The organism is Acutalibacter intestini (genome assembly GCF_034334985.1).
Taxonomy (GTDB): Bacteria; Bacillota; Clostridia; order Oscillospirales; family Acutalibacteraceae; genus Acutalibacter; species Acutalibacter intestini.
The window spans coordinates 69728-94677 of the sequence record NZ_JAWXXL010000002.1 but is presented as its reverse complement, the minus strand read 5'-3'; the positions used below and the strand labels follow the sequence as shown (position 1 = coordinate 94677).

Genomic DNA, 24950 nt, shown 5'->3' with positions numbered 1-24950 from the left:
AAGAGGCCACTTTCTACGTCGAAAATCCTCGTCAATCGCCAGAGTGCCGTAGTTAGCGCAGCTAACTACAGCGGTTCTTCTCCTTGAAATTGTCCCCTTCTGGCCCAAAATTCGTCATTTCCTCTATTTTCAAACAAGCCCTAGGCCCTTCGGGCATTTAAACTAAGTTTAGGTCTTTAGCAAGACCTTGGGGACTTTGCCCCCCCACAACCTTTGAAAAGGTTGACAAAACTTTTACTTACGCACTTTTCAGCGAACCATCGGCCTAGGCCGCCTCCTGTAGGGCGCTTCCGCTTTCTAAAAACAAGGTCCGGCGTAGCCAGATGCCGCGCCGGACCTTGCAAATATTACAAATCGTTCTAAGCCGAATTACTCAGCCATCTTCTTCAGCTTGGCGTATTTCTCCTCGGCATACTTCTCGGCGTTGGCAAACAGCTTCTCGGCGCGCTCTGGGAAAGCACGGGTCAGGCTGTTATAGCGCACTTCGCCCATAATGAAGTCGCGGTAAGAGGCGGAAGGCTCCTTGCTGTCCAGCTGGAAGGGATTCTCGCCCGCGTCGGCCCGACGGGGGTCAAAGCGGAAGTTGTGCCAGTAACCAGCGGCCACAGCTTTCTTCTCCTCAAGCTGAGAAATTCCCATGCCGCCCTTGATACCATGGTTGATGCAGGGAGCATAAGCCAGGATGATAGAGGGGCCGTTGTAGCTCTCGGCCTCGTGGAAGGCCTTGATGCACTGGTTCATGTCTGCGCCCATGGCCACCTGAGCTACATATACATAGCCGTAGCTCATGGCAATAGCGGCCAGGTCCTTCTTCTTCTGGGCCTTGCCAGTGGCGGCAAACTGAGCAACAGAGCCGCAGGGGGTGGACTTGCTGGCCTGCCCGCCGGTGTTGGAGTACACCTCGGTGTCGAATACCAGCACGTTGATGTTCTCGCCGGAGGCCAGGGCATGGTCCAGACCGCCGAAGCCGATGTCATAGGCCCAGCCGTCGCCGCCCAGAATCCAGACGGACTTCTTGGCCAGATAGTCTTTATCCTTCAGAATCTCGTTGCACAGGGTGCAGGCCTCGCAGTCGCAATACTGGTCGCCGGCAGCCTTGCGGGCCTCATGATGGGCCAACATCTTGTCAGCGGCTTCCTTGCTGCCGAACGCCTTGACGGCGTCCTCGGACTTACAGAAGTTAATGGTCCAGTCAATAGAGGCGCGGCTGTATTCCAGGGCGGCAATAAACGCCTGGGCGGCAGGCCCGTTGGTCTTGCTGTCCTGCATGGTTTCCAACCAGGCTTTACCGGTGTCCTTCACTTCCTGCTCCACATAGTCTACGGCAATGAGCTTCTCGGTGAGCTCAGCCAGACGGCCGCGCACCGCGTTCTGGGCCAGGCACATGCCCAGGCCAAACTCGGCGTTGTCCTCAAACAGGGAGTTCTCCCAGGCAGGACCGTGGCCTTTCTTGTTGACGGTGTAGGGAGTGGCGGGCGCGGAGCCGCCCCAGATAGAGGAGCAGCCGGTGGCGTTGGCGATGAACATCTTGTCGCCAAAGAGCTGGGTGGCCAGCTTGGCGTAAGGAGTCTCGCCGCAGCCGCCGCAGGCGCCGGAGAACTCAAGCAGGGGCTGCTTGAACTGGCTGCCCTTGACAGAGGTCTCCTTAAACTTCTCGGCCACAGCCTCCTTGGCGGGCAGGTCGATGCCATAATTAAATACAGCCTGCTGGGGACGCTGAGAGTCGATGGGGGCCATCTGCAAAGCCTTGGTCTTGGCAGGGCAGGTACTTACGCAGCTGCCGCATCCGGTGCAGTCCAAAGTAGAGATGACCATGGCAAAGTGCATGCCGGGCACGCCGGTCATGGGCTTGCTCTTGGTGCCCTCTGGGGCGGCGGCCAGTTCTTCGTCGGTCATAGCGATGGGACGGATTACCGCGTGGGGGCACACATAGGAACACTGGTTGCACTGGATGCAGTTCTCGGGAATCCACTCGGGAACGTCCACAGCAACGCCGCGCTTCTCGTAGGCGGCGGTACCCTGGGGAGAGGTGCCGTCGGCATACTGCTCAAAGGTGGAAACGGGCAGGTCCTTGCCGTGGAAGGTGTTCACAGGGAATACCACGTTGTTCACGTAATCCACCAGATCCTGACGGCTGCCGGTGGCCACCTTCTTCACAGAGTTGTCCTCGGCGCTCTTCCAGGCTTCGGGCACGTTGACCTTTACATAGCCGGTAGCGCCCCGGTCAATGGCGTCGTGGTTCATCTTAACAATGGCGTCGCCCTTCCTGCTATAGGATTTGGTGGCGGCGTCCTTCATATATTGGATAGCGTCCTCTTCGGGGATAATCTTGGCAATGGAGAAGAAAGCGGACTGAAGCACGGTATTGATGCGGGTACCCAGGCCAATCTCTTTGCCAATCTTGAAGCCGTCGATGGTGTAGAGATTGATGTCGTTCTCGGCAATGAACTTCTTCACCTTGCCGGGCAGGCGCTCGTTCAGCTCGGCGTCGTCCCAGGCGCAGTTCAGCAGGAAGCTGCCGCCCTTTTTCAAGTCCTGAACCATATCGTAGGTGTCCAGGTACGCGGGGTTGGAGCAGGCCACGAAGTCCGCCTTAGAGATATAGTAGGTGGACTTAATGGGTGTGTGGCCAAAGCGCAGGTGAGAGATGGTCAGGCCGCCGGACTTCTTGGAATCATAGTCAAAGTAGCCCTGAGCATACATGTCGGTATGGTCGCCAATGATCTTGATGGAGTTCTTGTTGGCGCCCACAGTACCGTCGGAGCCCAGGCCCCAGAACTTACAGGAAGTGGTGCCAGCGGGAGCGGTATCGGGATCTTCCTTGACTTCCAAAGACAGGTGGGTCACATCGTCCACAATGCCAATGGTGAAGCGCTTTTTGGGTTCGGCGCTCTCCATGTTGCGGTATACGGCAATAATGTCGCTGGGCTTGGTGTCCTTGCTGCCCAGCCCGTAGCGGCCGGTGTACACAGGGCAGGCGCCAAAGCTGGTGCCATTGATAGCGGCCAATACGTCCAGGTACAGGGGCTCGCCGATGGATCCAGGCTCCTTGGTGCGGTCCAGCACGGAGATGGTCTTTACAGTCTCCGGCAGCACATCCAAGAGGTACTTGGCCACAAAGGGACGGTACAGGTGCACTTTCACCAGGCCCACCTTCTCGCCAGCGGCCATCAGGTAGTCAATGACTTCTTCAATGGTCTCGCAAGCGGAGCCCATAGCAATGATGACCTTATCTGCGTCAGGTGCGCCGTAGTAGTTAAAGGGCTTGTAGTCAGTGCCCAGCTTGGCGTTTACTTTGTTCATGTACTCAACGGCCACCTCGGGCACAGCGTCGTAGTACTTGTTGCAGGCCTCGCGGGCTTGGAAGAAGATGTCGCCGTTTTGGGCCTGGCCGCGTAGCACGGGGTGCTCGGGGTTCAGGGCATGGCGGCGGAACGCGTTCACAGCGTCCCAGTCCAGCATTTCGCCCAGGTCCTCATAGTCCCAGGTTTCAATCTTTTGGATCTCATGGGAAGTGCGGAAACCGTCGAAGAAGTGCAGGAAAGGCACCTTTCCCTTAATAGCGGCCAGATGGGCTACAGCGCCCAGGTCCATAACCTCCTGAGGGGAGTTGGAGCACAGCATGGCGTAGCCGGTCTGGCGGCAGGCGTACACGTCGGAGTGGTCGCCGAAGATGTTCAAGGCGTGGGTGGCCAGGGTACGGGCGGAAACGTGGATGACGCTGGGCAGCAGTTCGCCGGCGATCTTGTACATGTTAGGGATCATCAGCAACAGGCCCTGAGAGGCGGTGTAGGTAGTGGTAAGAGCGCCAGCCGCCAAAGAGCCGTGCACAGCGCCGGCAGCGCCGGCCTCAGACTGCATCTCGGTGACGCGCACCTCGCGGCCAAACAGGTTCTTGCGGCCGGCGGCGGCGTACTTATCGGTCTCGTCGGCCATCACGGAAGAGGGGGTGATGGGGTAGATGGCCGCAACGTCGGTGAACGCATAGGAAACGTGCGCGGCGGCGGTGTTGCCATCCATGGTCTTCATTTTTCTTGGCATTTTAACGATATTCCTCCTTTTGGGGTGATCGGGCCGGGCGGCGGGGCTCCGTGTACATGCATGGGAAAATTAAATACACAACGGATGAACGCAGAGGTCGCCTGCGCCCTTACCATATCATTCTACCATTTTTTTTAGGCGGTGTAAAGGCAAAAATGACTCTTTTGCGAAATTTCCACGGGCATATCACGGGCATATATAGAAAAATCGCGGGTTTCTGTGGCACGGCCGCCGTCTATTCAATTTTGATAAAAGTTTGCTGAAAAATCATTTCATCTTTAAGGCCGGTAACTTTGGCTTGAGGATATGATGATTGACAAGCACAGGGTTTTCTAGTACAATAGTATGCAATAATTTTGAAAGGAGAGGCAAATCTATGCCTGACGACCCGGACGGTTTAACCGTTGTTCCGATTCTTTTGACGATCTTATTCCTTGGAATTTCCGCGTTGTATGCTGCGGGAGAGTCCGCTGTGGACAGCCTGTCCCTTTCCCAGGTGAAAAAGGACGCGGATTCTGGCAGCAAAAGCGCCCGCCGGTTGCATAAGGCCATGAAAGCCCGTGTTGGCGCGGTATCGCCCATGCAGTACGGTCTGCTGTTTTGCGGTATTTTTGGTTTGGCCTTTTGTGTGGCCGCCTTTTATGGGCCGCTGTACGCCGCGTTTCCCGGGCTGAAAAGTTCCAGCCTGCGGGGGGCGTTTGCCTGTTTTTTGGCGGCGGTGGCATATCTGGTGGTTTTTTTTCTGTTTGCGGACTTACTGCCTAAAAAAGGGGTGCGTCATGCTCCTGAGCGTTTTGCTTACCGCAACGCGCGGCTGATCTTTGCCATGACCCGAATGGTTTTGCCCTTTTTGGGCTTTGCCAACTTTACAGCCAACTGCATTCTGCGCCTGTTCCGCATTGATCCTCATTCCTTGGAGGATGCTGTTACTGAGGAGGAAATTTTGCAGATTGTGGGCGAGGGTGAGGAAAAAGGCGTCATTGAGGAGACGGAAAAGGACATGATTGCCAATATTCTGGACTTTAATGATACCACAGCCGGTGAGACCATGACCCATCGTACGGATATTCTGGCGGTACCGGATGACGCGGGGCCCCAGCAGGTGGTAGAGCTTTCGGTAGAGCACGGCTGCTCCCGGGTGCCGGTATATCACGAGGACATTGACTCTGTGGTGGGAATCTGCTATGTTAAGGACCTGCTGCCCTTTGTGGGCCGCCCAGTGCCCCAAGGCACCCTGATGACCCAGCTGATGCGCCCGGCTTATTTTATTCCCGAGACGAAAAAATGCAGCCAGCTTTTTACAGAGATGACCGAGCGCAAGGTGCAGATCGCCATTGTGGTGGACGAGTATGGCGGTACCGCAGGGCTGATCACCCTGGAAGATTTAGTGGAGTCCATCGTGGGTAATATTCAGGACGAGTACGACCATGAAGAGGAGGAGATTCACAGGGTAAGCGAGACGGAGTTTACGGTGGAGGGCACCGCCTCTATTGACGAAATTTCTAATTTAACTGGCGTGGAGCTGCCCGAAGGCGGCTATGACACCATAGCGGGTCTGGTAACCGACCGGCTGGGGCGTATTCCAAAAGAAGGGGAGCATCCCCAGGTGCTGGTGGAAGGCCTGAATATCACGGTGCTGGAAATTGATGACCAGCGGCTGGCACGGCTGCTAATTGTAAAGGAAAAGCAGGCGCAGGAAGAAGAGTAGCGCGGTTTAAAGGCCTTGGGCCAACGGGCGAAATCGGTCCAATCATCCATAGCCTCTACACCTACATTTTTGCATATTGGTTTGTTGTTTTAAAAAGCCTTGCTTAAGCAGGGCTTTTTTCTTTATGCCTATTCTCGGAAATCAAATAAATCCCGGGGTTTGACGTCCAGTACCTGGCATAGCTTAAAAATGACGTCAAAAGAGACCCCTACCTTGCCCAATTCTATAGCGCTTACATGGCTGCGGTCAATGTCTGTCAGCTCCGCCAGCTGTAATTGGGTCAACTTTTTGCGTTTGCGGTAGTAGACCACATTGAGGCCAAATTTTTCATAGAGTTCTTTGTATTCCGCTTTCATAGAATGTATCACTCCCTCTCATCTATTGTAGGGAGATGGAGAAAAGAATAAACCTTGTGTCAATCACGTTACGCGATTGACACAAGTCGTTTTATGTGTTATTATGTCTAAGCGGCACTGTGGCGCAGAAGAGTTTCCATTCCTGTCGATTCTCTTACAATTTTTGTGGAGGCCTTGTACACAGGCTGCTTTTCTCGTAAAATGGGAAATGGAATGCAGATTGCGCTTGACAGGATAGTTGTATGATATTATAATAATATCATACGTGGATTATTTTTTGAGAAAAGGGAGAATGATGCGATGCTTTCAATTAGCGGCGTGACGAAAAAGTATGGCAAGAATTTGGCCAACGATAATATCAGCTTTGCGGTGGGAGACGGACAGATCGGTATTCTTTTAGGTCCCAACGGCGCGGGAAAATCCACCATTATCAAATGTATCACCGGTCTGCTGCGCTTTACCGGGCGTATTGAGATCAATGGCGCGGAAAACACCAGCCAAGAGGCCAAGCGCCAGTTGGGGTATATTCCGGAGATGCCAGCGGTGTATGACCTGCTGACGGTCTCAGAACACCTGGAGTTCATCCGCCGTGCCTATAAGATGTACGATGAGGCCTATTCCCAACAGCTTTTAGAACGCCTGGAGCTGTGGGATAAAAAGGATAAGCTGGGCAAAGAACTGTCCAAAGGCATGCAGCAGAAGCTGTCCATCTGCTGTGCTCTGTGCCACAGGCCCCGGGTGGCTGTGTTTGATGAACCCTTGGTGGGCCTGGACCCCCACGCCATTAAGGAGTTAAAGAATATTTTTCGGGAGCTGAAGGATGACGGGGCGTCTGTTTTGATCAGTACCCATATGATTGATAGCGTAGAGGACTATTGGGATGTGGCCAATATCATGATGAACGGCCGTTTTGCGGCGACCAAGATCAACGACGGCAGCGAGGGGCAGTCTTTGGAAGAGCTGTTCTTCCAGATTACAGAAGGCGGGGTGGGGGCATGAAGAGCCCGCTGATGTACCTAACGGCTGTGAAGCTGAAGAACCAGCTAAAAGAGGCGGTAAAGCATCCGGCCAAACTGATTTACATAATATTTATCGCCGCCGCGCTGGTTCTCTCTACCATTGGGGGACAGACCAATGCGGAACACTTAGAGCTGCGGCCGCTTCAGGAGCTGACGGCTATTATGGTGTTGTTCTATAGCTTGATGTTTTTGATAACTTTTATAAACGGCGTCAACGGTGGCGCGGGGAACTACCCCATGTTTACCCTTTCGGATGTAAGCGTATTGTTTCCGTCCCCCCTGCGGCCCAACAAAGTGCTGTTCTATGGGCTGTTCCGGCAGCTGGGGCTCTCGCTGCTGCTGGGATTCTTCCTGCTGTTCCAGTACAACTGGATGCATGGGCTCTATGGGGTGGAATATGGGCACCTGATATTCATTGTTTTGGGCTATGGGCTTAGCCTGTTTTTAGGGCAAGTCTGTGCCATGGCGGCCTATGTGCGCAGCAGCGGAAACGACAATGCACGACGCGTGGTGAAATACTGCGTGTATGGCGTCACCTTGGGTTTTGTAGTCTGGATGTTGGCCCGCTGCCTGCCGGGGGTGCTGGCGGTAAGCGCTTCGGGCTCTCTGTCGGAAGAAGGGGGCTTTTTGCTAACAACAGAGTTTACTGGTTTGCTGGAAGAGGGCACGAACTTTTTGGCCACCATAGGGATATTCTTCCCGGTGTCCGGCTGGGCGGCAGGCCTGATCGGGGGCGTATTTGCCCAAGAATGGCTGACCGCCGGGCTTTGCGCACTGCTGATTGCCGCCGCTTTTCTGGTGGCTCTGCTCTTGGTGGTAAAAAATAAAAATAACTATTATGAGGACGTGCTGCAAACCGCCGAGGTGGCCCAGTCCGCCATCACCGCGAAAAAAGAGGGGCTGCCCGCCGAGATGACCCCAAAGAAGGTGCGCCTGGGAAAGACCGGACTGGAAAGAGGCCGGGGAGCCAGCGCGATTTTCTTCAAGCATCAGATGGAAAACCGCCGCTCAGGGGTGCTTATGTTCTCCAAAACCTCCATCATCTTTATGCTGGTTATCATTGGCTGTTCCATGCTTTATAACACCCTGTTTGAGGCAGAGGAACCTTCGGCGGTACTGGTAGCCGTGTTCGCCATGAGTACTTATATGCAAATCTTTTCAGAAAGTGCGGGCCGCTTTAACTGGGAACTAACAAAGCCCTATATTTATCTGATTCCCGAGCCGCCCCTGAAGAAGCTGCTGTGGGCCATTGGGGAGAACCTGGTGGCGGACGTGTGCGAGGCAGTGGTTATTTATGTGCCGGTGGCGCTGATCATTGGCCTCGGTCCAGTGGATATGCTAATGTGTATAGTGGCGCGGGTGTCTTTTGCCCTGCTGTTTATTTCCGGCAATATGCTGGTAGAGCGCGTGTTCGGCTCGGTACGGTCTAAGGGGCTGATGCTGCTCTTCTACTTTTTGGCCATGATCATTCTGGCGCTGCCCGGCGTAGGCCTGGGGATTGCAGTAATGGCCATAGAGCTGCTGCCTGGCGTGGTGGGGGTGCTGGCAGGCATTACGCTGGGCAACATACCTGTGGCGTTGCTGGTAATGTTCCTGTGCCGCAACCTACTGCAATATTCTGAATATAATGGCCGTTAAAGGCCAGCGCATGAAAAAAACCGGGGCCCGGAAGGGCCTCGGTTTTTTCATTAGGTATAGAAACACTGGGGCCATGCGCCCCGTTTTGGCAAATGTCAAGTAATTTACGCGGAAAAACTATAAAATATTTTTACGCGGCGAGTCCGAGGGCATCGGCATGTCAACGATTTTATAGAAATGCTGGCGGGTTCCCCTTCAACCTTCACATCAGTGCCTGCACAGTACCCGAATTTATCTCGGCCTCCTGCTCCTCTTCCTGAGCACGCTGCTGGCTATCAGCCTTTGTTACGGTTTGTGTGGTGCCGCCGGATACATACACCCGGCCGCACTCGGGACAGATATCCGTATGCATGGTCACGGTTTGGCTTACCACCTTGCGGCCCTCCTGCTGGGCCTTGGCCTGCTCGTGAGAAACATGCTCCATCTCATGTCCCCGCACAGCGGCTGGGGCGGCATCTGGATCAATGTGGGTGGGCGTCTGATAGGAAACACTGCTGTCATCCGAACCGTCTTGGTACTTGCGCTCTTCGCAGGTCTGGCAGCGGCCTTCTTCAGCAGCCCGCTGGGCGCCTTCGGCTCCTATAGACAAAGAGTCTCCGGCCTGCGGGGATACTTCTGGAGTATTAGCCGATTCCTCTGGAAACTGGACGCGCATTCGTGCGGCCAGTTCCGCAGGAGCCGCGCTGGGCAAAGTGGGCCACTGGAAAGGAGAAAGATCCTGCCCCGGCGTGTTAGGCTGCGCACTGGTTTCTTGGTAGGCCTGGGGCAAAAGGTACTGCACCCGAGAGCGGTTGGCCTGTTCCCGGGGGTAGGAATCCACCCACATGGGAGAAGAGAGGTCTGTGCGCGGCTGAGCGGTGTTAATGCTGACCACCGGGGTGGGGTGTACAGGGGTAACAGGTGTTTCGGGCATAGCGGCACGCCCCTGGGCCACTCCCAAAGTGCGGCCAGCAGCCTGGACATTTAGATTATATCCATTGTTGTAGATGGGGTTTACTCTAGAGGAGAAGGAAATGGGACTAATCATCAAAAACACCTCTGTATTGCATACTAGTAACTATATTATAACCAGTTTTTTGGAAAAATCAATAGAAAAAGGGATAGACACAGTGGCTTCCTCAAAAAAATTCAAGTTCCTCTTGACAATTCTCCGCCTAGCCTGTATAATTACTCTCATAAACCTTTGAGAAAGTGTAAGTAGGCTATACAGGTACTCAGAGAGACCAGATATGGTGTCGTCAGAGAGCTGCGGATTTGGTGGGACCGGGGCGGGGAATGTTTAGCTGAATGGGCTTTTGAGGGCGATCCGAAAGGACAGCTGGGAAATTGTGGAGAAATATAGTGCAGTTTTATACCAGCGGCTGTCGAGTAGGGGAGCCGGAGCGGCGCTCCGTTACCAAAGCCAGCGTATGGTAGTACGCGTTGAGAGGACGTTTGATACGTCAAGCCGGGTGGCACCGCAGGAGTAAAACCGTGAAGTTTTCCCCCTGTCCCAGCATAAGTATATGCCGGGGACAGGGGGTTTTTGCGTTCCTGGCAGGATATTCTATATTTAATTTGTGAAAGGATTGTGACTAAAATGAGTGAAAAAACCATCCCGTACAAAATCTATCTTTCCGAAACTGAGATGCCTGCCACTTGGTATAATCTGCGGGCCGATATGAAAAACAAGCCCGCGCCCCTGCTGAACCCTGGCACACACCAGCCCATGACCGCCCAAGAGCTGGGAGGCGTGTTCTGCGACGAGCTAGTGCGCCAGGAGCTGGATAACGACACCCCCTACTTTGAAATTCCCCAGGAGATTCGGGACTTCTATAAGATGTACCGGCCTTCTCCCCTGGTGCGGGCCTACTGTCTGGAGAAAAAACTGGGAACGCCCGCGAAAATTTACTATAAGTTTGAGGGGAACAACACCTCTGGCTCCCACAAACTGAACTCCGCCATTGCCCAGGCCTACTATGCAAAAGAGCAGGGCCTAAAGGGCGTGACCACCGAGACCGGCGCGGGCCAGTGGGGCACGGCCCTCTCCATGGCGTGCTCTTACTTGGGCTTGGACTGCAAGGTGTATATGGTAAAGTGTTCTTACGAGCAGAAGCCCTTCCGCCGGGAGGTGATGAAGGTATACGGGGCCGATGTAACCCCCTCTCCCTCGGAGAATACCCAGGTAGGCCGAAAGATTTTGCAGGAGTTTCCCGGCACCACCGGTTCCCTGGGCTGCGCCATCAGCGAGGCGGTGGAGGTGGCTACCTCCACCCCAGGATACCGCTACGTGCTGGGCAGCGTGCTGAACCAGGTGTTGCTGCACCAGTCCGTGATTGGTCTGGAGGCAAAGACCGCCCTGGACAAGTATGGCGTGAAACCGGACATTATCATTGGATGCGCGGGCGGCGGCAGTAATTTGGGCGGTCTGATCGCCCCCTTTATGGGCCAGAAGCTGCGGGGAGAGGCGGATTACCGTTTTATCGCCGTAGAGCCCGCCAGCTGCCCTTCCTTTACCCGGGGCCAGTACCGCTATGACTTCTGTGATACGGGCAAGGTCTGTCCTTTATCCAAAATGTATACCCTGGGCAGCGGATTTATTCCCTCGGCGGATCACGCGGGGGGCCTGCGCTTCCACGGTATGAGCTCGGTGCTTAGCCAGCTGTACGCCGATGGCCTGATGGAAGCGGTGTCCGTGAAGCAGACCGACGTGTTCCAGGCGGCGGAGGATTTTGCCCGTATCGAGGGCATCCTGCCTGCGCCCGAGAGCAGCCATGCCATTTTGGCTGCGATAAACGAGGCCATGAAGTGCAAGGAGACCGGCGAGGAAAAGACCATCCTCTTCGGCCTGACGGGTACGGGCTACTTTGACCTGGTGGCCTACGAGAAGTTCCATAATGGGCAGATGAAAGACTATGTGCCCAGTGATGAAGAGATTGCCCAGGCGCTCTCTAAGCTGCCGGTGGTGGAATAAATCATCCCTCCACGCACCGTAAAAAGAATAAGCGCCATACCAAGGAGTCCAGGAGGCAGGTCCTCCTGGACCCCGTGTCTTTGAAACCCCTGCAAACTTTCTGTTAATAACCCTGGGGAAGCCTTGATAAAACAAAAAAAATGGTCTATAATTGCAATATCTACATTTTGCGGAGGTGCACGGTTCATTGGCCAGAGAAAGATATTTGGTACACGCGGGAGAGGATACCATCCACTCCAACGTCATAGAATTAAGGACGGCAAAGGACAAGCGGCAAAACTGGTGGTTTTATCATAAGGTTCACTTGATGGTGGGAATTCTAGCGGTGGTAGGGGTGGCAAGCCTCATCTACTCCATCGTGTCCCAGGTGGAGCCAGACTATTCCATTGGTCTGCTCACCTCCTATTCTATGCCCTCAGAGGCTCAGGAGCAGATTAGCGGCTATATTGAGCGATATGCCGAGGACCGTAATGGCGACGGTAAGGTGGTGGTACAGCTGAATAACTACGTGATGAACAGTGGTGAGACAGATGTGCAGATGATTCAGGCGTCTATGACCCGCTTTGCGGGGGATGCTTCGCTGAACGAGTGCATGCTTTACCTTCATGACGCCGAGGCCTTTGGCCAGATGCAGCCCCAGTTCCAAAGCTTTTTTCAATATAATGACGGAACCCCCATGCCGGAGGACGCCACGGACTATGACAAGGCCATGTACGCCTGGAACGAGGTGTCGGCTTTTCAGAACTTTCAGGCAGCCGAGATGGAAACTGTAGGCGGCTGGACCCCCGAGGTACTGGAAGAGCTGTGTGGCCGGCTGCGAATTTCGGTGCGGGCCATGGAGGGCAGCGGCTTTGCCAAGGACGAGAAGAAAGTGGCCTACTATGAGGATTCGGTGGCCCTTTTAGACCGGCTGATAAGGGACGAACCGCAGAACCAGGAGACCCCAGAGGACCAATAAAAGAGGGATATATTGCGCGGTCCAGGGAAGTGCCCAAGTACCTGGCAATTTCCGCCTTTGCCCCTTTTCGCGTCGGTGGTCTTTATGAAGCCTGACTTAAAAATTTTGAAAGGAATGTGACCAAAAACATGGGAATGACAATGACGCAAAAAATTTTAGCAGCCCACGCCGGACTGGACTCTGTACAGCCCGGCCAGCTGGTAGAGGCCAGCCTGGACATGGTGCTGGGCAATGACATCACCTCGCCAGTGGCTATCAACGAGTTTGAAAAGTGCGGGGCCACCGGGGTGTTCCACAAAGACAAGATTGCCCTGGTGTTGGACCATTTTGTGCCCAATAAGGACATTAAGGCCGCCCAGCAGTGCAAGCAGACCCGGCAGTTCGCGGACAAATATAACATCACCAATTTCTTCGACGTGGGCCAAATGGGCATTGAGCATGCCCTGCTGCCTGAAAAGGGCCTGGTGGGCCCGGGCTGTGCCTGTGTGGGAGCTGACTCCCACACCTGTACTTATGGGGCCTTGGGGGCTTTCTCCACAGGCGTGGGCTCCACGGATATGGCTGCGGCCATGATTACGGGCAAGCTATGGTTTAAGATTCCCTCTGCCATTCAGGTGGAGCTTAAGGGCCAGCTGCATGGGCATGTCAGCGGTAAGGATGTAATTTTGCACCTCATCGGGGAAATTGGTGTGGACGGCGCCCTATACCAGTCCCTGGAGTTTACTGGCGAGGGGATAGCCTCTTTGAGCATGGACGACCGGTTTACCATTGCCAATATGGCCATTGAGGCCGGGGCCAAAAACGGCATTTTCCCAGTGGACGAGAAGACCTTAGAGTACTGCAAGAACCGCTACCAAGGGGAGAGCAAGGCGTATGAAGCGGATGCCGACGCAGTGTATGAGCGCACCGTGACCATTGACCTTAGTACCCTGCGGCCCACGGTCTCCATGCCCCACCTGCCGGAGAACACCCGACTGATTGAGGAGGTCAGCGACGTAAAGATTGACCAGAGCGTCATTGGCTCCTGCACCAACGGTCGTATCAGCGATATGCGCGTAGCCGCCCAGATTATGAAGGGTAAAAAGGTGGCCAAGGGCGTGCGCTGCATTGTAATTCCCGCCACCCAGGAGGTGTACCTCCAGTGCATCCGCGAGGGCCTGGCCGAAATCTTCATCGAGGCCGGGGCTGTATTCAGCACCCCCACCTGCGGGCCCTGCCTGGGGGGATATATGGGCATTTTGGCCCAGGGCGAACGGGCGGTTTCCACCACCAACCGGAACTTTGTGGGCCGCATGGGCCATGTAGAGTCCGAGGTGGTGCTCGCTAGCCCCGCCGTGGCCGCGGCCAGCGCCCTCACCGGTTATCTCACCGACCCCGCTAAGCTGTAAGGAGAATCCCCCATGAGTAAAGAAGAGAAGCGCTTTCCGCTGCTGGAGACCCGGCGGCTGATTCTGCGGGCGCCAGAAAAAGCGGACGCTCCCGCCTTTTTGGCCCTGTGGCAGCAGGACTTTGTGCGCAGATATAACGTCTTTGGCAAGCTGCCCAGCCTGGAAGAGGCGGAGGATATTCTGACCCAGAACCCGGGCGGCCAGTTGGCTCTGGTCCAGAAAGACGGCGGCGTGGTGGTTGGGCGCGTGGGCATAGAGAGCGACCGCCTGCGCTTTCGTGTCAAGTCCTTTTCCCTGGACTACTACTTGGGGGAGGCCTGGGCCCGGCAGGGCTATATGACCGAGGCCCTGGAACGGGTGCTGGACTACTTATTTGCCCAGCGGGGCGCGGAGCTTGTTTCCGCCCGGGCGTTTACGGAAAACGCCGCCTCCCTGGGAATCTTGGAAAAGCTGGGCTTTACCCGGGAGGGGACCCTGCGCCGGGGGGTGCGTACCTATGAGGACAAATGCTTCGACGACGCCCTGTTCTCCCTGCTTCGAGAAGAGTGGGCGCTGCGCCGTCCTGAGAGCTTTCCCAAGCTGGGGGACCGGGTCGCCATCAAAATAGACCGCCCTCTGGGCACGGCGCACCCCCGGCACCCAGATATTGTTTACTCCGTCAACTATGGATACGTGCCTGGGGTTATAGCTCCCGACGGCGCGGAGCAAGACGCCTACGTGTTGGGGGTGGACGTGCCCCTGGAGACCTTCACAGGCCGGCTGATTGCTGTCATCCACCGCTTGGATGACGTGGAGGAAAAGTGGGTGCTGGCTCCAGAGGGGATGTGTTTTACTAAGGAAGAGATTAAATCCGCCGTCTGGTTTGTAGAGCAATATTACCATATAGAGATAAGGATGTGAGGGAGAACGATGCCTTATATTTCCATTGAGTGCGGCGCGCTGGCCAGAGAGCAAAAGGCGGAGCTGATTGAGCGTCTCACCGCCACGGCGGCGGAGGTCACCCATATTCCCGCCGGGTTCTTCACCGTCACTATTAAGGAGCTGCCGGACGAGAACTTCGGCATCGGCGGCAGGGATATTGGAGAGATCAAAGCAGAGTATATGGCCGGGGGAAAATAGGAGGAAAGAGCTATGAAGCCAGCGGAGAGCGTTATCCACAAAAACCTGACCCAGCTGGAGGCCCAGCACAAAACCGGCCCGGACCAATACGAATACAACCGCCGGAAGTTTGTGCCATTGGGCGGAGCCAACCAGTGTGTGGTGAGCGTGTACGAAATACCGCCGGGAAAGGCCGCGTATCCCTACCATTTTCACGTAAAAAATGAGGAAGTATTCTTCATTGTCAGCGGCCGGGGACCTGCTGTTTTTTCCAGCTGAACCTGGCGGAGCCCATCAACGCACTAATTCCAGTGAAGAGTCTCTGGTCTATGTTGATTTTGCCCCCCAAAACGCCCTGGACGTTGCGGTTTACCCGGACTCCCACAAAATTGGCGTGTGGGGCCGGGGAATCAACCGGGTTTTCTTGGAAGAGGACGCGGTGGACTATTACGCTGGGGAATAAAAGGACTGTCGGCGGAGCAGATACAAAGCCCAAGATTGGTAAAGCCAACACTTCCCTGCTGGGGCCAAACCCAATAAACTATAATTTTAAGAAAAAGGAGCGATAAAGCGATGAACGCAAAAGGAAGGGTACACAAGTACGGGGACGATGTGAACACAGACGTGATCATCCCCGCCCGGTATCTGAACACCGCCTCTCATGCGGAGCTGGCCAGCCACTGTATGGAGGATATTGACAAAGATTTTGTGAAAAATGTAAAGCCCGGCGACGTGGTGGTGGCTGGCAAAAACTTTGGCTGCGGTTCCTCCCGGGAACATGCGCCCATTGCCTTGAAAGCCTCTGAAGTATCCTGTGTGATTGCCAAAACTTTCGCCCGCATTTTCTACCGAAACTCCATCAATATCGGCTTCCCGATTTTGGAGTGCCCGGAGGCCGCGGAAGAGATTGCCCCTGGGGACGTGGTAGCGGTGGATTTTGACACGGGCCTGATCACCGACGAGACCACTGGCAAGACCTACCAGGCCCAGCCCTATCCCGAATTTTTGCAGAATATCATTGCCAGCGGCGGGCTGATGGAATCTATTAGAAGCAAGGGCTAAGCCGGCTGTTTGGAGACAAGTGGAGAAGAGGCCGGCAGTTGGCCAGGGGGGTTCAAAAACTTTACTTTTCCCTTTAAAAAGGATGTGAATGAAATGGGAACCATCTTTTTCCCCAGCTGTAATTTTACGAAAGCCAGCCCAGAGGCGGCAAACAAGCTGAGAAGCTATCTTTTGGAACAAATGCCCGTGGCAGGCTGCTGCCGCATAGATAAAAAACAGTATCCAATTGGAGACACAGCCCTATATTTCTGTCAGGCGTGCAGAGAAACCATGGAGGAGAGGCTTCCCCAGTTGAGGCCAGAAAATCTGTTTGTCTGGCTGGCGGGCCGGACAGATTTTCCTTGGCCGGACTACCGTGGTCTACAGGTGAGTATACAAGACTGCTGGCGGGACCGGGAGCACCCGGAGATCTGGGGGGCGGTACGGAGGCTTTTGGCTAAAATGGGGGTGGAGGTCTGGGAAATTCAAGAGAATCGGGAGAGATCCACCTTTTGCGGTAATCTGCATTTTGAGCCGCAATCACCGGAAAATACCGCGCGGCTGGCCGCTTATCGGAACCAGCCGCTTTATGAACTGCCGGAGCCAGAACAACAGGCGCTCATGAGGGAACAGGCTGAAAAGCACCAGGGGCGGCGGGTCCTTTGCTATTGTAACCGCTGTACGGCAGGTATCCGGCTGGGCGGAGGACGGCCAGTTCATTTGATGGAACTGGTTATGGGAACCTATGGATAGAAGGGATGTTTTTCAGCCGTAAAGCATAGGCTGTTCCTGGGCCGGTAAGTTTTTCATCATAATAATGACGGAGTGAACAAGGTATATGCGAAAGAGAGACTGTATTGCCACCTATATCCTGATGGCCTTGATTGTGTTTATCTACATACTGGACCGCCTGATCCCCCTGCCGGAAGGCTATGCAGGAGCGTCCAACGGATGGGAGGGCCTGCCTGGCTGGGTGGCGGTCCCTCTGGGGTATTGCGGCGGACAGTTGACCAATCTATTGGCTCTGTGCGGCGACGCACTAACCCCAGGAGGGTGGGCCTTTTACCGGCATTTTACATTTTTGTTTCCCCAAGAGAACCTCTTCCACCTGCTGGCTGCCCTGGCTTTGCTATACCTGGCGGGGAGCTTTGTGGAGAGCCACGGGGGTTCGGCGGCAGTGGTGGGGGTTTTTCTGCTGTCTGGCTTTCTGGAGAGCTGGGTCTCCGTTCCGCTTTACACCTTTCTGCATCCGCCCTATATGTTCGATAGCCCTATGGCGTTCACAGCGGGGGCTTCCAGTGGGGCTATGGGACTGTTAGGTGCGGCCTGGGCAATCTGTCTGTTTAACCGGGGGCTTTTGGATGAACTGACCCGTGGGGAGAAGATGGCCCTAGCGGCCTGTGGGGTGCTGTGCACCTATGTCCTGGGTTTTGGGCTGGGAATAATCCGCTGTAATATAAGCCTGTTCCTGGGCTTGGGGCTAATGTCCGCGGCTTGTGCCTGGATTCCGCCGGTGCGGCGGATGGTGCTGGCCGCTGTGCCCGCCGGAGTGATCGAAGAGGCGGTGCAGCAGGAAGAAGCAAGGCAAGCGGCGCTGCGGCACGAGCAGGAACTGGAAAGGGACATTCTGAAAAAGCTTAGCCAGCTGAACGTAGACGATCTATATAAATAAACGGATTAACAATTTGGCTGGGCCAGACTTTTGGTGGAAACGTTGTTCTTTTTTGAATTTGCACTAGGAATAGAAAGCGCCTTTAGGCCGGAAAACCGGTCCAAAGGCGCTTTTCATTTTGCTAAAGGGATTAGCCGGCTTCCCCCAGGGGGGTATAGGCCGCGCCCATAAAGATGGGCAGGAAGGTCTCGGTGTCCACAATCATATAGAGGAAGGGCCTGTCTAGCACCACCTGCTTGGGCTCATTCATCATAGCGCCTCCGCTCTCCATGACCACTGCGGTAACGGCTCCGGCCCGGGTGCCTTGCTCAAATACGGAAATATAGGTTTTGTGCAGCACATCGCCAATATACAGCGGCTCGCCGTTGGAGCCAGTATTGCCCATGGGGGAAAAGTCTGCCAAACCGGGTTCAAAGGCGTCCGTCATGCCCCACTGGGCGAACAAGTCCTTTAATGAGGCGCTATAGTCCTGTTGAAACTTGGGAATACCAGCTGTTACATCCTGTTGAGAGCTGTTGGTTAGCACCTGCCGCAGCTTTTCAGCGGTAAGGCCTTCCACATACTCCGCCAGGGTGATTCCCTGATTGGGCAGCAGGGCGGCAAAAGCGTACTGGCTGCCGGAATAATATTTCAAAAAGCCCGTAGCCTCGCTGTCCTCCAAATAGGTGCGCTCCCAAGAGTGCATCATGTCCACGTTCAGCTCTTGGCCGTCCTGGCAGGTAAAGACCTGCTCCCGCACATCAAGATCCTCATAGACTTCCTCCCACTGGGCCTCAAAGGCCAGAGCGTTGATCAGATAGAGCACCGCCTGGGAGTCAATCTCGTCGAGGATAGTGGGGATCATCTCATGGGTATGCTGATTGACCCAGCTGTTAATCTTTTCCAGGGTGGAAGTGTTAAAGGGCTCCTGATACACCCCTGCCCCAAAATAGTCGGCGTTTAGTTGAAGGAAGTCCTTTTCTACCCGCATCACGCCGTCCCGAACCCATAGGGAATTGGCAGTGTGGAACTGTGCCTTTTCTCCAGAGGGAAGAGAATCCGTGTAGGCGGCCAAATACGCCCGCAGCTGGTCAATGGGCAGGCCCAGAACCTCCTCCATTTGGGATAGGGTTTGCCCCCCGGCGCCGTTGGCGGTCATGGCCATAGCGCTGAGCACGGACAGGGGCGAGACCAGCACGTTCTCTTCCGGGGTGGCTTTCATCGAGCGCCGGAAGAGCTCCAGCCCGAAGCCGGTAAAAGCCTGGGCCCCGGGGCCGGCTAGATCAGCCTCTGCCGTTTGGGAACTTTTGCGCACACCGGCCATCAGGTCGCCGGTGGTGTTCAGAGTTTGGCCCCCACAGCCGGTCAGGGCCAGCGCCAGGGTTAGCCCGGCACATAGGGCGGAGGTCAGTAATTTTTTGGTAAATTTCACAGTGGCACCGCCTTTCATATTTTCAATATGGTTATTTCTTTTGCCCCGCCAGGAAACCCAGCGCAGGGTAGCGTCTTGGAACCTGTGTCGGCGTGGACATTTTTCTTGCCTCATACAGAATACCGTCCGCCCAAAGGCATTAGCTAAGCAAAAGAGATAACTACCTTTTTCACCTATAAGAAGTCCCCCAGCGGCGGCGTAGTTGCACTGGGAGAGGTCTTTTTTAAAGTAAAGTTTTCAGCCAACTGGTCAGCGCGTCGGTTCCCAGAGAAGCCAGGGCAATTAGCGCCAAAAAAGCGGCCACTGAAAGCACCTCTATAAAAATATGTTTTGCGCTGGCTGGTCCAGGGTCCTCCTGGGGCTGGTTCCGCTCCTGCTCCAGCTCTTGGCCTACCTGGGCGGCCAGCTCTTGGGCGGCTGATAGATGAGCAAAAGGCACATACAGGTTTTGGTCCGTAGGCAGGGATTGATTGTCGAAGGAAAAGTAGGCATGGCCGGCGGACTTTGTTTCACAGGGTATGTCCTGTTCCATCAATCGCTGGGCTACCTGTTGGGCGGTATACATATCTGCCCCTTGCAGCAAAACCATATCCCTCTCTCCGGCGGGGCGAAGCTTAGCGCTGTGACAGCCAGGACAACGCTTGGCAGCGTCCTCGGTGACAGCTTGACATTTGGTGCAGTAAAGCATTTGCGTCCTCTCCTAACACAGCTGAATACCGTTAATGGTCAGTTTAAATTCCAGGTCTAACCGCTGGGCGGCTTTACGGCAAAGTTTCATGCGCTCCATGAAGATCTCGAAATATTCCATAACAGAACTAAAGCTGGGGTCTACCTCCAGCCGCAGCCATACGGCGGCATGGGGACGGTCCACCTCCATCTGGGACCGGGTTACCGAATAATTGACCCGGTCATGAATGTCGAAGCGATGGGGGTCCTTTTCTCGTACCCGGGTACGGCGCACGTCGGACTTGTCCGCGAGGATTAGGGCGGCGGACTCGGCGTTTACCGGCACACCGGTGCCCTCGTCGTGATTGCCAATCGCTGTGGAGATTAGGGCAATCTCTTCTGGGGGAAAGCCCATATTGTCCAAAAGCCGGAAAGCCATTACCGCGCCGCTTTGGCTGTGGTCCACCCGGTTCACCAGGTTGCCGATGTCGTGGAGGTAGCCCGCGATCTTGGTCAGTTCCACCTGGCGCTGCGGATAACCCAGCTCTCGCAGAATGTACCCGGCAGTTTCCGCCACCCGGCTCACATGGGCGAAGCTGTGTTCAGTGAAGCCCAGGGCGGCCATAGAGGCGTCAGCCTGGGCAATATAAGTTTTTATAGCGCCATCGTGGCGGATCTGGTCGTAGGTGATCATGTCTTGCCCCCAAAAAAGTTGTTATAAATTTCCTTTTGTCCAGATGAAACCCTAGAAACGAATCGTAGCGCCAGACATTTTGCGCCCAAAGACATTACAGCAGTCATCAGACCAAACGTCCCAATGGGGCCAAACTGGAAAAAACCTCATTATTCTTATGAGTTTACCATATTTGGGAAGATTATTCAACTGTTATTTGTGGTGGGGACGCTTTCCTGGCGCGGCACGGCCACAATGCCTGGATCGGGTGCCAGAGCGGCGGTCCATGCCTGGATTTCGCGATAACACGGGGGGATTGTTTATGGCCGGACAAAATTTCCTTGCGGGATGAAATGAACCGCTTCTCCTCGTTGCCGGTATGTGTGGCAAGCGTAAAAGGTCCATGCAGGGCTTTTAAGGGCAGGCCAAAACGGTTAGCGATTTCTTCTAATTTCATAAGCCGGGTTCTCGCGGCCGGGTCGATGCGCAATAGCACATAGCATTAAAGCGGGTTTTAAGTGGCCGTACCTTATTGGCTGCCAATTAAGGTATATTACAGAGGCAAGGGCATTCAAGGCTTTTCCTATTTCTGCTCTCTTTTGAGACCCGGGAATAAAAACACAGCGAAACTTAACAAAGTCCCGCTGTGTTTATTCGTTCGTAATATGGTACCTATGTGGGATAAAACTAAGTGGAACTGTGTCACCCAGGAACCAACGGATTGTTTAAGTGCTTTTCTCCTTTGGCGGGGAAAATCGCCACGGGTGGTTTTCCCGCACCCAGGTCACGCGATGTTTCCCCAATTTTTCCTGGGGAATAGGAAGGGGTTTTCTCTACTTTTCCGGCGTGGAGACGTCGAAGATCTCCTTCACCGAGGTGGCCAGTCCCGCCAGGCCCTGCAGGTTAGAGGGCACAATGATCTTGGTGGCCCGCCCGTCCGCAGCTGTCTGGAAAGCCTCCAGGCTCTTCAGGGCGATAACCTGTTCGCTGGGGTTTGCCTCGTTCATCAGCTTAATAGCGTCGGCCATAGCCCGCTGCACTGAGAGAATGGCCTCGGCCTCGCCCTGGGCCTCGCGAATTTTTGTCTCCTTCACAGCCTCGGCCCGAAGTACAGCGGACTCTTTTTCACCCTCGGCAATAAGGATAGCGCTGCGCTTTTCGCCTTCTGCGTCCAAAATCTTGGCCCGGCGCTCCCGCTCGGCTTTCATCTGTTTCTCCATGGAATCCTGAATTTCCCGGGGTGGGATAATATTTTTCAGTTCCACCCGGTTTACTTTAATACCCCAGGGGTCGGTGGCCTCGTCCAGAATCACCCGAATTTTTGAGTTGATCACATCCCGGGAGGTGAGAGTGTGGTCCAGCTCCATCTCGCCGATGATGTTCCGCAGGGTGGTGGCCGAGAGGTTCTCAATAGCGGAGATGGGGTTTTCCACTCCATAAGCGTACAGCTTGGGGTCCGTGATCTGGAAATAAACCACGGTGTCTATCTGCATGGTCACGTTGTCTTTTGTAATCACTGGCTGGGGCGGGAAGTCAATGACCTGCTCCTTCATGCTCACTTTTTTGGCAACACGGTCTATGAAGGGAATTTTAAAATGCAGGCCGGTGCCCCAGGTGGCATGGAAGGTGCCCAAGCGCTCGATGACGTAGGCATGAGCCTGGGGGACGATTTTGAAATTGGAAACGATGGCAGCCAGCAATAGAATAATTACAGCGATTGCAAGAATAATCGCCACCTCGGCACTGCCGAAGATAAAGGCGGGAATCAGCGCGAGATTCATAGAGTTTCTCCTTTCTTCTGAGAGGGTGAAACCATTAGTTTAACGCCCTCAATGCGTGAAACAGTAACCACCTGACCGGCGGGGATGGTCTGTTCGGGAACCACAGAACGCGCGGCCCAGCTGTTCCCCATCACTGAAACCCGGCCCGCGCCCAGCAGGTTGTTAACCTCCTGGGTCACCACAGCCTCGGCGCCCAGAACCCGGTCCGCGTTGGTAGAGGTAGGACCGTCCTTTTGCAGACGCCGGGCCAGGGGACGGGTAAACACAGCGGCCAGCGTGGTGAACACCACGAACAGAATAATTTGTAGCCAAGGGGCCCCGCCCAGCAGGCTGGCAAGCAGCGCGGCCAGGCCCCCCGGCACGAACCAGATAGAGACCAGCGCAGGCACAGCGGCCTCAATAATAGCGGCCGCCACCGTGATACCCAGCCATAAATAGATCATACGTCCACCCTCCTTAAAATGGGCTGTTATTTCGTCAATATAATTATACTGCCTTTCATTTAGAAATGCAAGGACATAATGAAGATTTCGGCGCTCCCGGGAAGTGTGCACTAGTTGACATCTCTCTGCACATTTGCTATACTATAAGGTAAATAGTTTAACCGGCGTGCAGCCGGTAAAGAAAGGAAGTATTGCCCAGCTATGGCATTAAAAGAATTTCAGGCGGAGTCCAAACGCTTGATGGATTTGATGATCAACTCTATTTATACCCACAAAGAGATCTTTCTTCGTGAACTGATCTCCAATGCCAGCGATGCGATTGATAAGCTCTACTACCGCAGCTTTGAAGAGGGCCAGACCGGCCTTTCCCGGGAAGATTTCTTCATCCGGGTGGACCTGGATAAGGACGCCCGCACCATCGTGATTACCGATAACGGGATTGGCATGACCAAAGAAGAGCTGGAAAATAACCTGGGCGTTATTGCCAAGAGCGGCTCGCTGCAATTTAAAAATGAAAACGAGAAAAAAGACGATGTAGATATTATTGGCCAGTTTGGCGTGGGATTTTACTCCGCGTTTATGGTTAGCAGCCGGGTGGTGGTGGAAAGCCGTGCCTTTGGCGGCAACGAGGCCTGGGCCTGGGAGTCCGCCGGGCTGGAGGGGTATGAGGTCTCTCCCTGCGAAAAAGCGGAGCGGGGTACCAAAATTACCCTGACCATCAAAGAGGACACTGAGGATGAGAATTACAGCGACTTTTTGGAGCAGTATAGAATTAGCCAGCTTATTAAAAAATATTCCGACTACATCCGCTACCCCATCCGTATGGAGATGAAGAAGAGCCGCCTGAAAGAGGGCACTGGCGTGGACGGCAAGGACCCGGAGTATGACACCTTTACCGAGATAGAGACCCTAAACAGTATGGTGCCCATCTGGAAAAAGGCCAAGAGTGAGGTAAAGGACGAGGAGCTGAATAGCTTCTATAAGGAAAAGTTTTTCGACTGGCAGGACCCCTTGGGCGTCATCCGCACCTCTACCGAGGGCGCGGCCACCTATACCGCCCTGCTGTTTATCCCCAAGACCGCCCCCTACGACTACTATACCCGTGAGTTTGAAAAAGGCCTTCAGCTTTTTGCCAGCGGGGTACTGATTATGGACAAATGCGCAGATCTGCTGCCAGATTGCTTTAGTTTTGTGCGGGGCCTGGTGGACAGCCAGGACCTGTCTCTGAACATTTCCCGGGAAATGTTGCAGCATGACCGCCAGCTGAAGCTTATCGCCGGCCGGCTGGAAAAGAAAATTGCCAGCGAGCTAAAGTCCATGTTGGAAAACCACCGGGAGAAGTATGAGGAATTCTGGAAGAGCTTTGGCCTGCAAATAAAGTACGGTATGTACGACAACTACGGGGCCAAGAAGGAAGAGCTGCAAGACCTGGTACTGTTTACCAGCTCCATGGATAAAAAGTTGACCACCTTAAAGGAATACGTGGACCGGATGAAGGAGGACCAGCAGGCCATTTACTATGGCTGTGGCCAGACCCCCGAGCGCATTTTGGCCCTGCCCCAGGCCGAGGCCGTGGCTGAAAAGGGCTGGGAGATCCTGTGCCTGACGGACAATGTGGATGAGTTCGCCCTGCGGGTACTGGGTAAGTATGGAGAAAAGGAGTTTAAGAACATCTCCGCCGAGGGCCTGGACCTGGAGACCGACGAGGAGAAGGAGCGCACCAAGGAGCTAAGCGAAAGCCGCAAGGATCTGCTGGAGGCCATGGGCAAGGCTTTAGAGGGCAAGGTGAAGGCGGTAAAGCTTTCTGGGGGACTAAAGAGCCACGCGGCCTGCATCTCGACTGAGGGGATGATCTCCACCGAGATGGAGAAGGTGCTGAATGCTATGCCCGCGGGAGAGAAGGTTCAGGCCCAGCGGGTGCTGGAGCTGAACCCGGACCATCCGGTGTTTGAAAAGCTGTGTTCTTTGGCCGGAGACCAGGAAAAACTGGCGCTGTACGCGGAGATCCTCTACGGCCAGGCGCTGCTCATTGAGGGGGTGGCCCTAGAAGATCCCGCGGACTTTGCCCGAAAGGTATGTTTGGTACTCTAGCCCGGAAAGACCG

Annotated in this window: 23 protein-coding genes; 14 read left to right on the top strand and 9 right to left on the bottom strand. The window is 54.7% G+C overall.

Going from position 1 to position 24950, the window contains the following annotated elements:
* Positions 1 to 369 precede the first annotated feature (369 nt).
* Positions 370 to 4041, bottom strand: a complete 3672-nt coding sequence (nifJ, locus tag U8U68_RS02765; RefSeq protein ID WP_322199329.1) for a pyruvate:ferredoxin (flavodoxin) oxidoreductase — start codon at positions 4039 to 4041, stop codon at positions 370 to 372.
* Positions 4042 to 4417: 376 nt separating this feature from the next.
* Here nifJ and U8U68_RS02760 point away from each other — a divergent pair, with 376 nt between their 5' ends.
* The gene (locus tag U8U68_RS02760; RefSeq protein ID WP_322199328.1) at positions 4418 to 5749 is read left to right on the top strand and encodes a hemolysin family protein; all 1332 of its coding nucleotides are present in this window, start codon (positions 4418 to 4420) and stop codon (positions 5747 to 5749) included.
* A gap of 128 nt (positions 5750 to 5877) precedes the next feature.
* On the opposite strand, the gene U8U68_RS02755 is transcribed toward U8U68_RS02760, so the two are convergent.
* Complete coding sequence (locus U8U68_RS02755) at positions 5878 to 6105, bottom strand: helix-turn-helix domain-containing protein (protein WP_322199327.1); 228 nt, start codon at positions 6103 to 6105, stop codon at positions 5878 to 5880.
* A gap of 300 nt (positions 6106 to 6405) precedes the next feature.
* Here U8U68_RS02755 and U8U68_RS02750 point away from each other — a divergent pair, with 300 nt between their 5' ends.
* Both U8U68_RS02750 and U8U68_RS02745 read left to right on the top strand, forming a co-directional pair.
* On the top strand, positions 6406 to 7104 hold the full coding sequence (locus tag U8U68_RS02750; RefSeq protein ID WP_322199326.1) for an ABC transporter ATP-binding protein: 699 nt from the start codon (positions 6406 to 6408) through the stop codon (positions 7102 to 7104).
* Positions 7101 to 8762: a putative ABC exporter domain-containing protein gene (locus U8U68_RS02745; RefSeq protein ID WP_322199325.1), complete on the top strand. Its 1662-nt coding sequence runs from the start codon at positions 7101 to 7103 to the stop codon at positions 8760 to 8762. Before U8U68_RS02750 ends, U8U68_RS02745 begins: the two co-directional genes overlap by 4 nt.
* Positions 8763 to 8964: 202 nt before the next feature.
* Here the strand turns inward: U8U68_RS02745 and U8U68_RS02740 are convergent, their stop codons facing one another.
* On the bottom strand, positions 8965 to 9789 hold the full coding sequence (locus U8U68_RS02740) for a hypothetical protein (RefSeq protein ID WP_322199324.1): 825 nt from the start codon (positions 9787 to 9789) through the stop codon (positions 8965 to 8967).
* Between the two features lie 552 nt (positions 9790 to 10341).
* Between U8U68_RS02740 and U8U68_RS02735 the strand changes: the two genes are divergently transcribed.
* From U8U68_RS02735 to U8U68_RS02690, 10 genes are all read left to right on the top strand, one after another.
* Entirely contained in the window at positions 10342 to 11715 is a 1374-nt protein-coding gene (locus U8U68_RS02735) for a TrpB-like pyridoxal phosphate-dependent enzyme (protein WP_322199323.1), read from the top strand.
* Positions 11716 to 11902: 187 nt separating this feature from the next.
* Positions 11903 to 12673, top strand: coding sequence for a hypothetical protein (locus U8U68_RS02730; protein WP_322199322.1), 771 nt, complete (start codon positions 11903 to 11905; stop codon positions 12671 to 12673).
* 128 nt (positions 12674 to 12801) lie between these two features.
* Positions 12802 to 14061: a 3-isopropylmalate dehydratase large subunit gene (leuC, locus tag U8U68_RS02725; RefSeq protein ID WP_322199321.1), complete on the top strand. Its 1260-nt coding sequence runs from the start codon at positions 12802 to 12804 to the stop codon at positions 14059 to 14061.
* A 12-nt stretch (positions 14062 to 14073) separates the two neighbouring features.
* On the top strand, positions 14074 to 14961 hold the full coding sequence (locus tag U8U68_RS02720) for a GNAT family N-acetyltransferase (RefSeq protein ID WP_322199320.1): 888 nt from the start codon (positions 14074 to 14076) through the stop codon (positions 14959 to 14961).
* A 9-nt stretch (positions 14962 to 14970) separates the two neighbouring features.
* On the top strand, positions 14971 to 15180 hold the full coding sequence (gene dmpI, locus U8U68_RS02715) for a 4-oxalocrotonate tautomerase DmpI (protein ID WP_322199319.1): 210 nt from the start codon (positions 14971 to 14973) through the stop codon (positions 15178 to 15180).
* Between the two features lie 12 nt (positions 15181 to 15192).
* Positions 15193 to 15438, top strand: coding sequence for a hypothetical protein (locus tag U8U68_RS02710; protein ID WP_322199318.1), 246 nt, complete (start codon positions 15193 to 15195; stop codon positions 15436 to 15438).
* Entirely contained in the window at positions 15401 to 15622 is a 222-nt protein-coding gene (locus U8U68_RS02705; protein ID WP_322199317.1) for a cupin domain-containing protein, read from the top strand. The genes U8U68_RS02710 and U8U68_RS02705 overlap by 38 nt, the downstream gene beginning before the upstream one ends.
* A 110-nt stretch (positions 15623 to 15732) precedes the next feature.
* Positions 15733 to 16221: a 3-isopropylmalate dehydratase small subunit gene (leuD, locus tag U8U68_RS02700; RefSeq protein ID WP_322199316.1), complete on the top strand. Its 489-nt coding sequence runs from the start codon at positions 15733 to 15735 to the stop codon at positions 16219 to 16221.
* 93 nt (positions 16222 to 16314) lie between these two features.
* Positions 16315 to 16953, top strand: coding sequence for a hypothetical protein (locus U8U68_RS02695; RefSeq protein ID WP_322199315.1), 639 nt, complete (start codon positions 16315 to 16317; stop codon positions 16951 to 16953).
* An 85-nt stretch (positions 16954 to 17038) separates the two neighbouring features.
* Positions 17039 to 17872, top strand: coding sequence for a rhomboid family intramembrane serine protease (locus U8U68_RS02690; RefSeq protein WP_322199314.1), 834 nt, complete (start codon positions 17039 to 17041; stop codon positions 17870 to 17872).
* A 130-nt stretch (positions 17873 to 18002) separates the two neighbouring features.
* Here U8U68_RS02690 and U8U68_RS02685 read toward each other — a convergent pair whose 3' ends face one another.
* From U8U68_RS02685 to U8U68_RS02660, 6 genes are all read right to left on the bottom strand, one after another.
* On the bottom strand, positions 18003 to 19283 hold the full coding sequence (locus U8U68_RS02685; protein ID WP_322199313.1) for a serpin family protein: 1281 nt from the start codon (positions 19281 to 19283) through the stop codon (positions 18003 to 18005).
* A gap of 223 nt (positions 19284 to 19506) precedes the next feature.
* Positions 19507 to 19971 (bottom strand): hypothetical protein, encoded by a 465-nt coding sequence (locus U8U68_RS02680; protein ID WP_322199312.1) that lies wholly within the window; start codon positions 19969 to 19971, stop codon positions 19507 to 19509.
* 12 nt (positions 19972 to 19983) lie between these two features.
* Entirely contained in the window at positions 19984 to 20643 is a 660-nt protein-coding gene (locus U8U68_RS02675; protein WP_322199311.1) for an HD domain-containing protein, read from the bottom strand.
* A 181-nt stretch (positions 20644 to 20824) separates the two neighbouring features.
* Positions 20825 to 21079, bottom strand: coding sequence for a hypothetical protein (locus tag U8U68_RS02670; protein ID WP_322199310.1), 255 nt, complete (start codon positions 21077 to 21079; stop codon positions 20825 to 20827).
* A 376-nt stretch (positions 21080 to 21455) separates the two neighbouring features.
* A complete protein-coding gene (locus tag U8U68_RS02665) occupies positions 21456 to 22403 on the bottom strand; it encodes an SPFH domain-containing protein (protein ID WP_322199309.1) in 948 nt (315 codons plus the stop codon).
* Positions 22400 to 22846: an NfeD family protein gene (locus U8U68_RS02660; RefSeq protein ID WP_322199308.1), complete on the bottom strand. Its 447-nt coding sequence runs from the start codon at positions 22844 to 22846 to the stop codon at positions 22400 to 22402. The genes U8U68_RS02665 and U8U68_RS02660 overlap by 4 nt, the downstream gene beginning before the upstream one ends.
* Positions 22847 to 23047: 201 nt before the next feature.
* Between U8U68_RS02660 and htpG the strand changes: the two genes are divergently transcribed.
* The gene (gene htpG, locus U8U68_RS02655) at positions 23048 to 24937 is read left to right on the top strand and encodes a molecular chaperone HtpG (protein ID WP_322199307.1); all 1890 of its coding nucleotides are present in this window, start codon (positions 23048 to 23050) and stop codon (positions 24935 to 24937) included.
* The last annotated feature ends 13 nt before the right edge of the window (positions 24938 to 24950 follow it).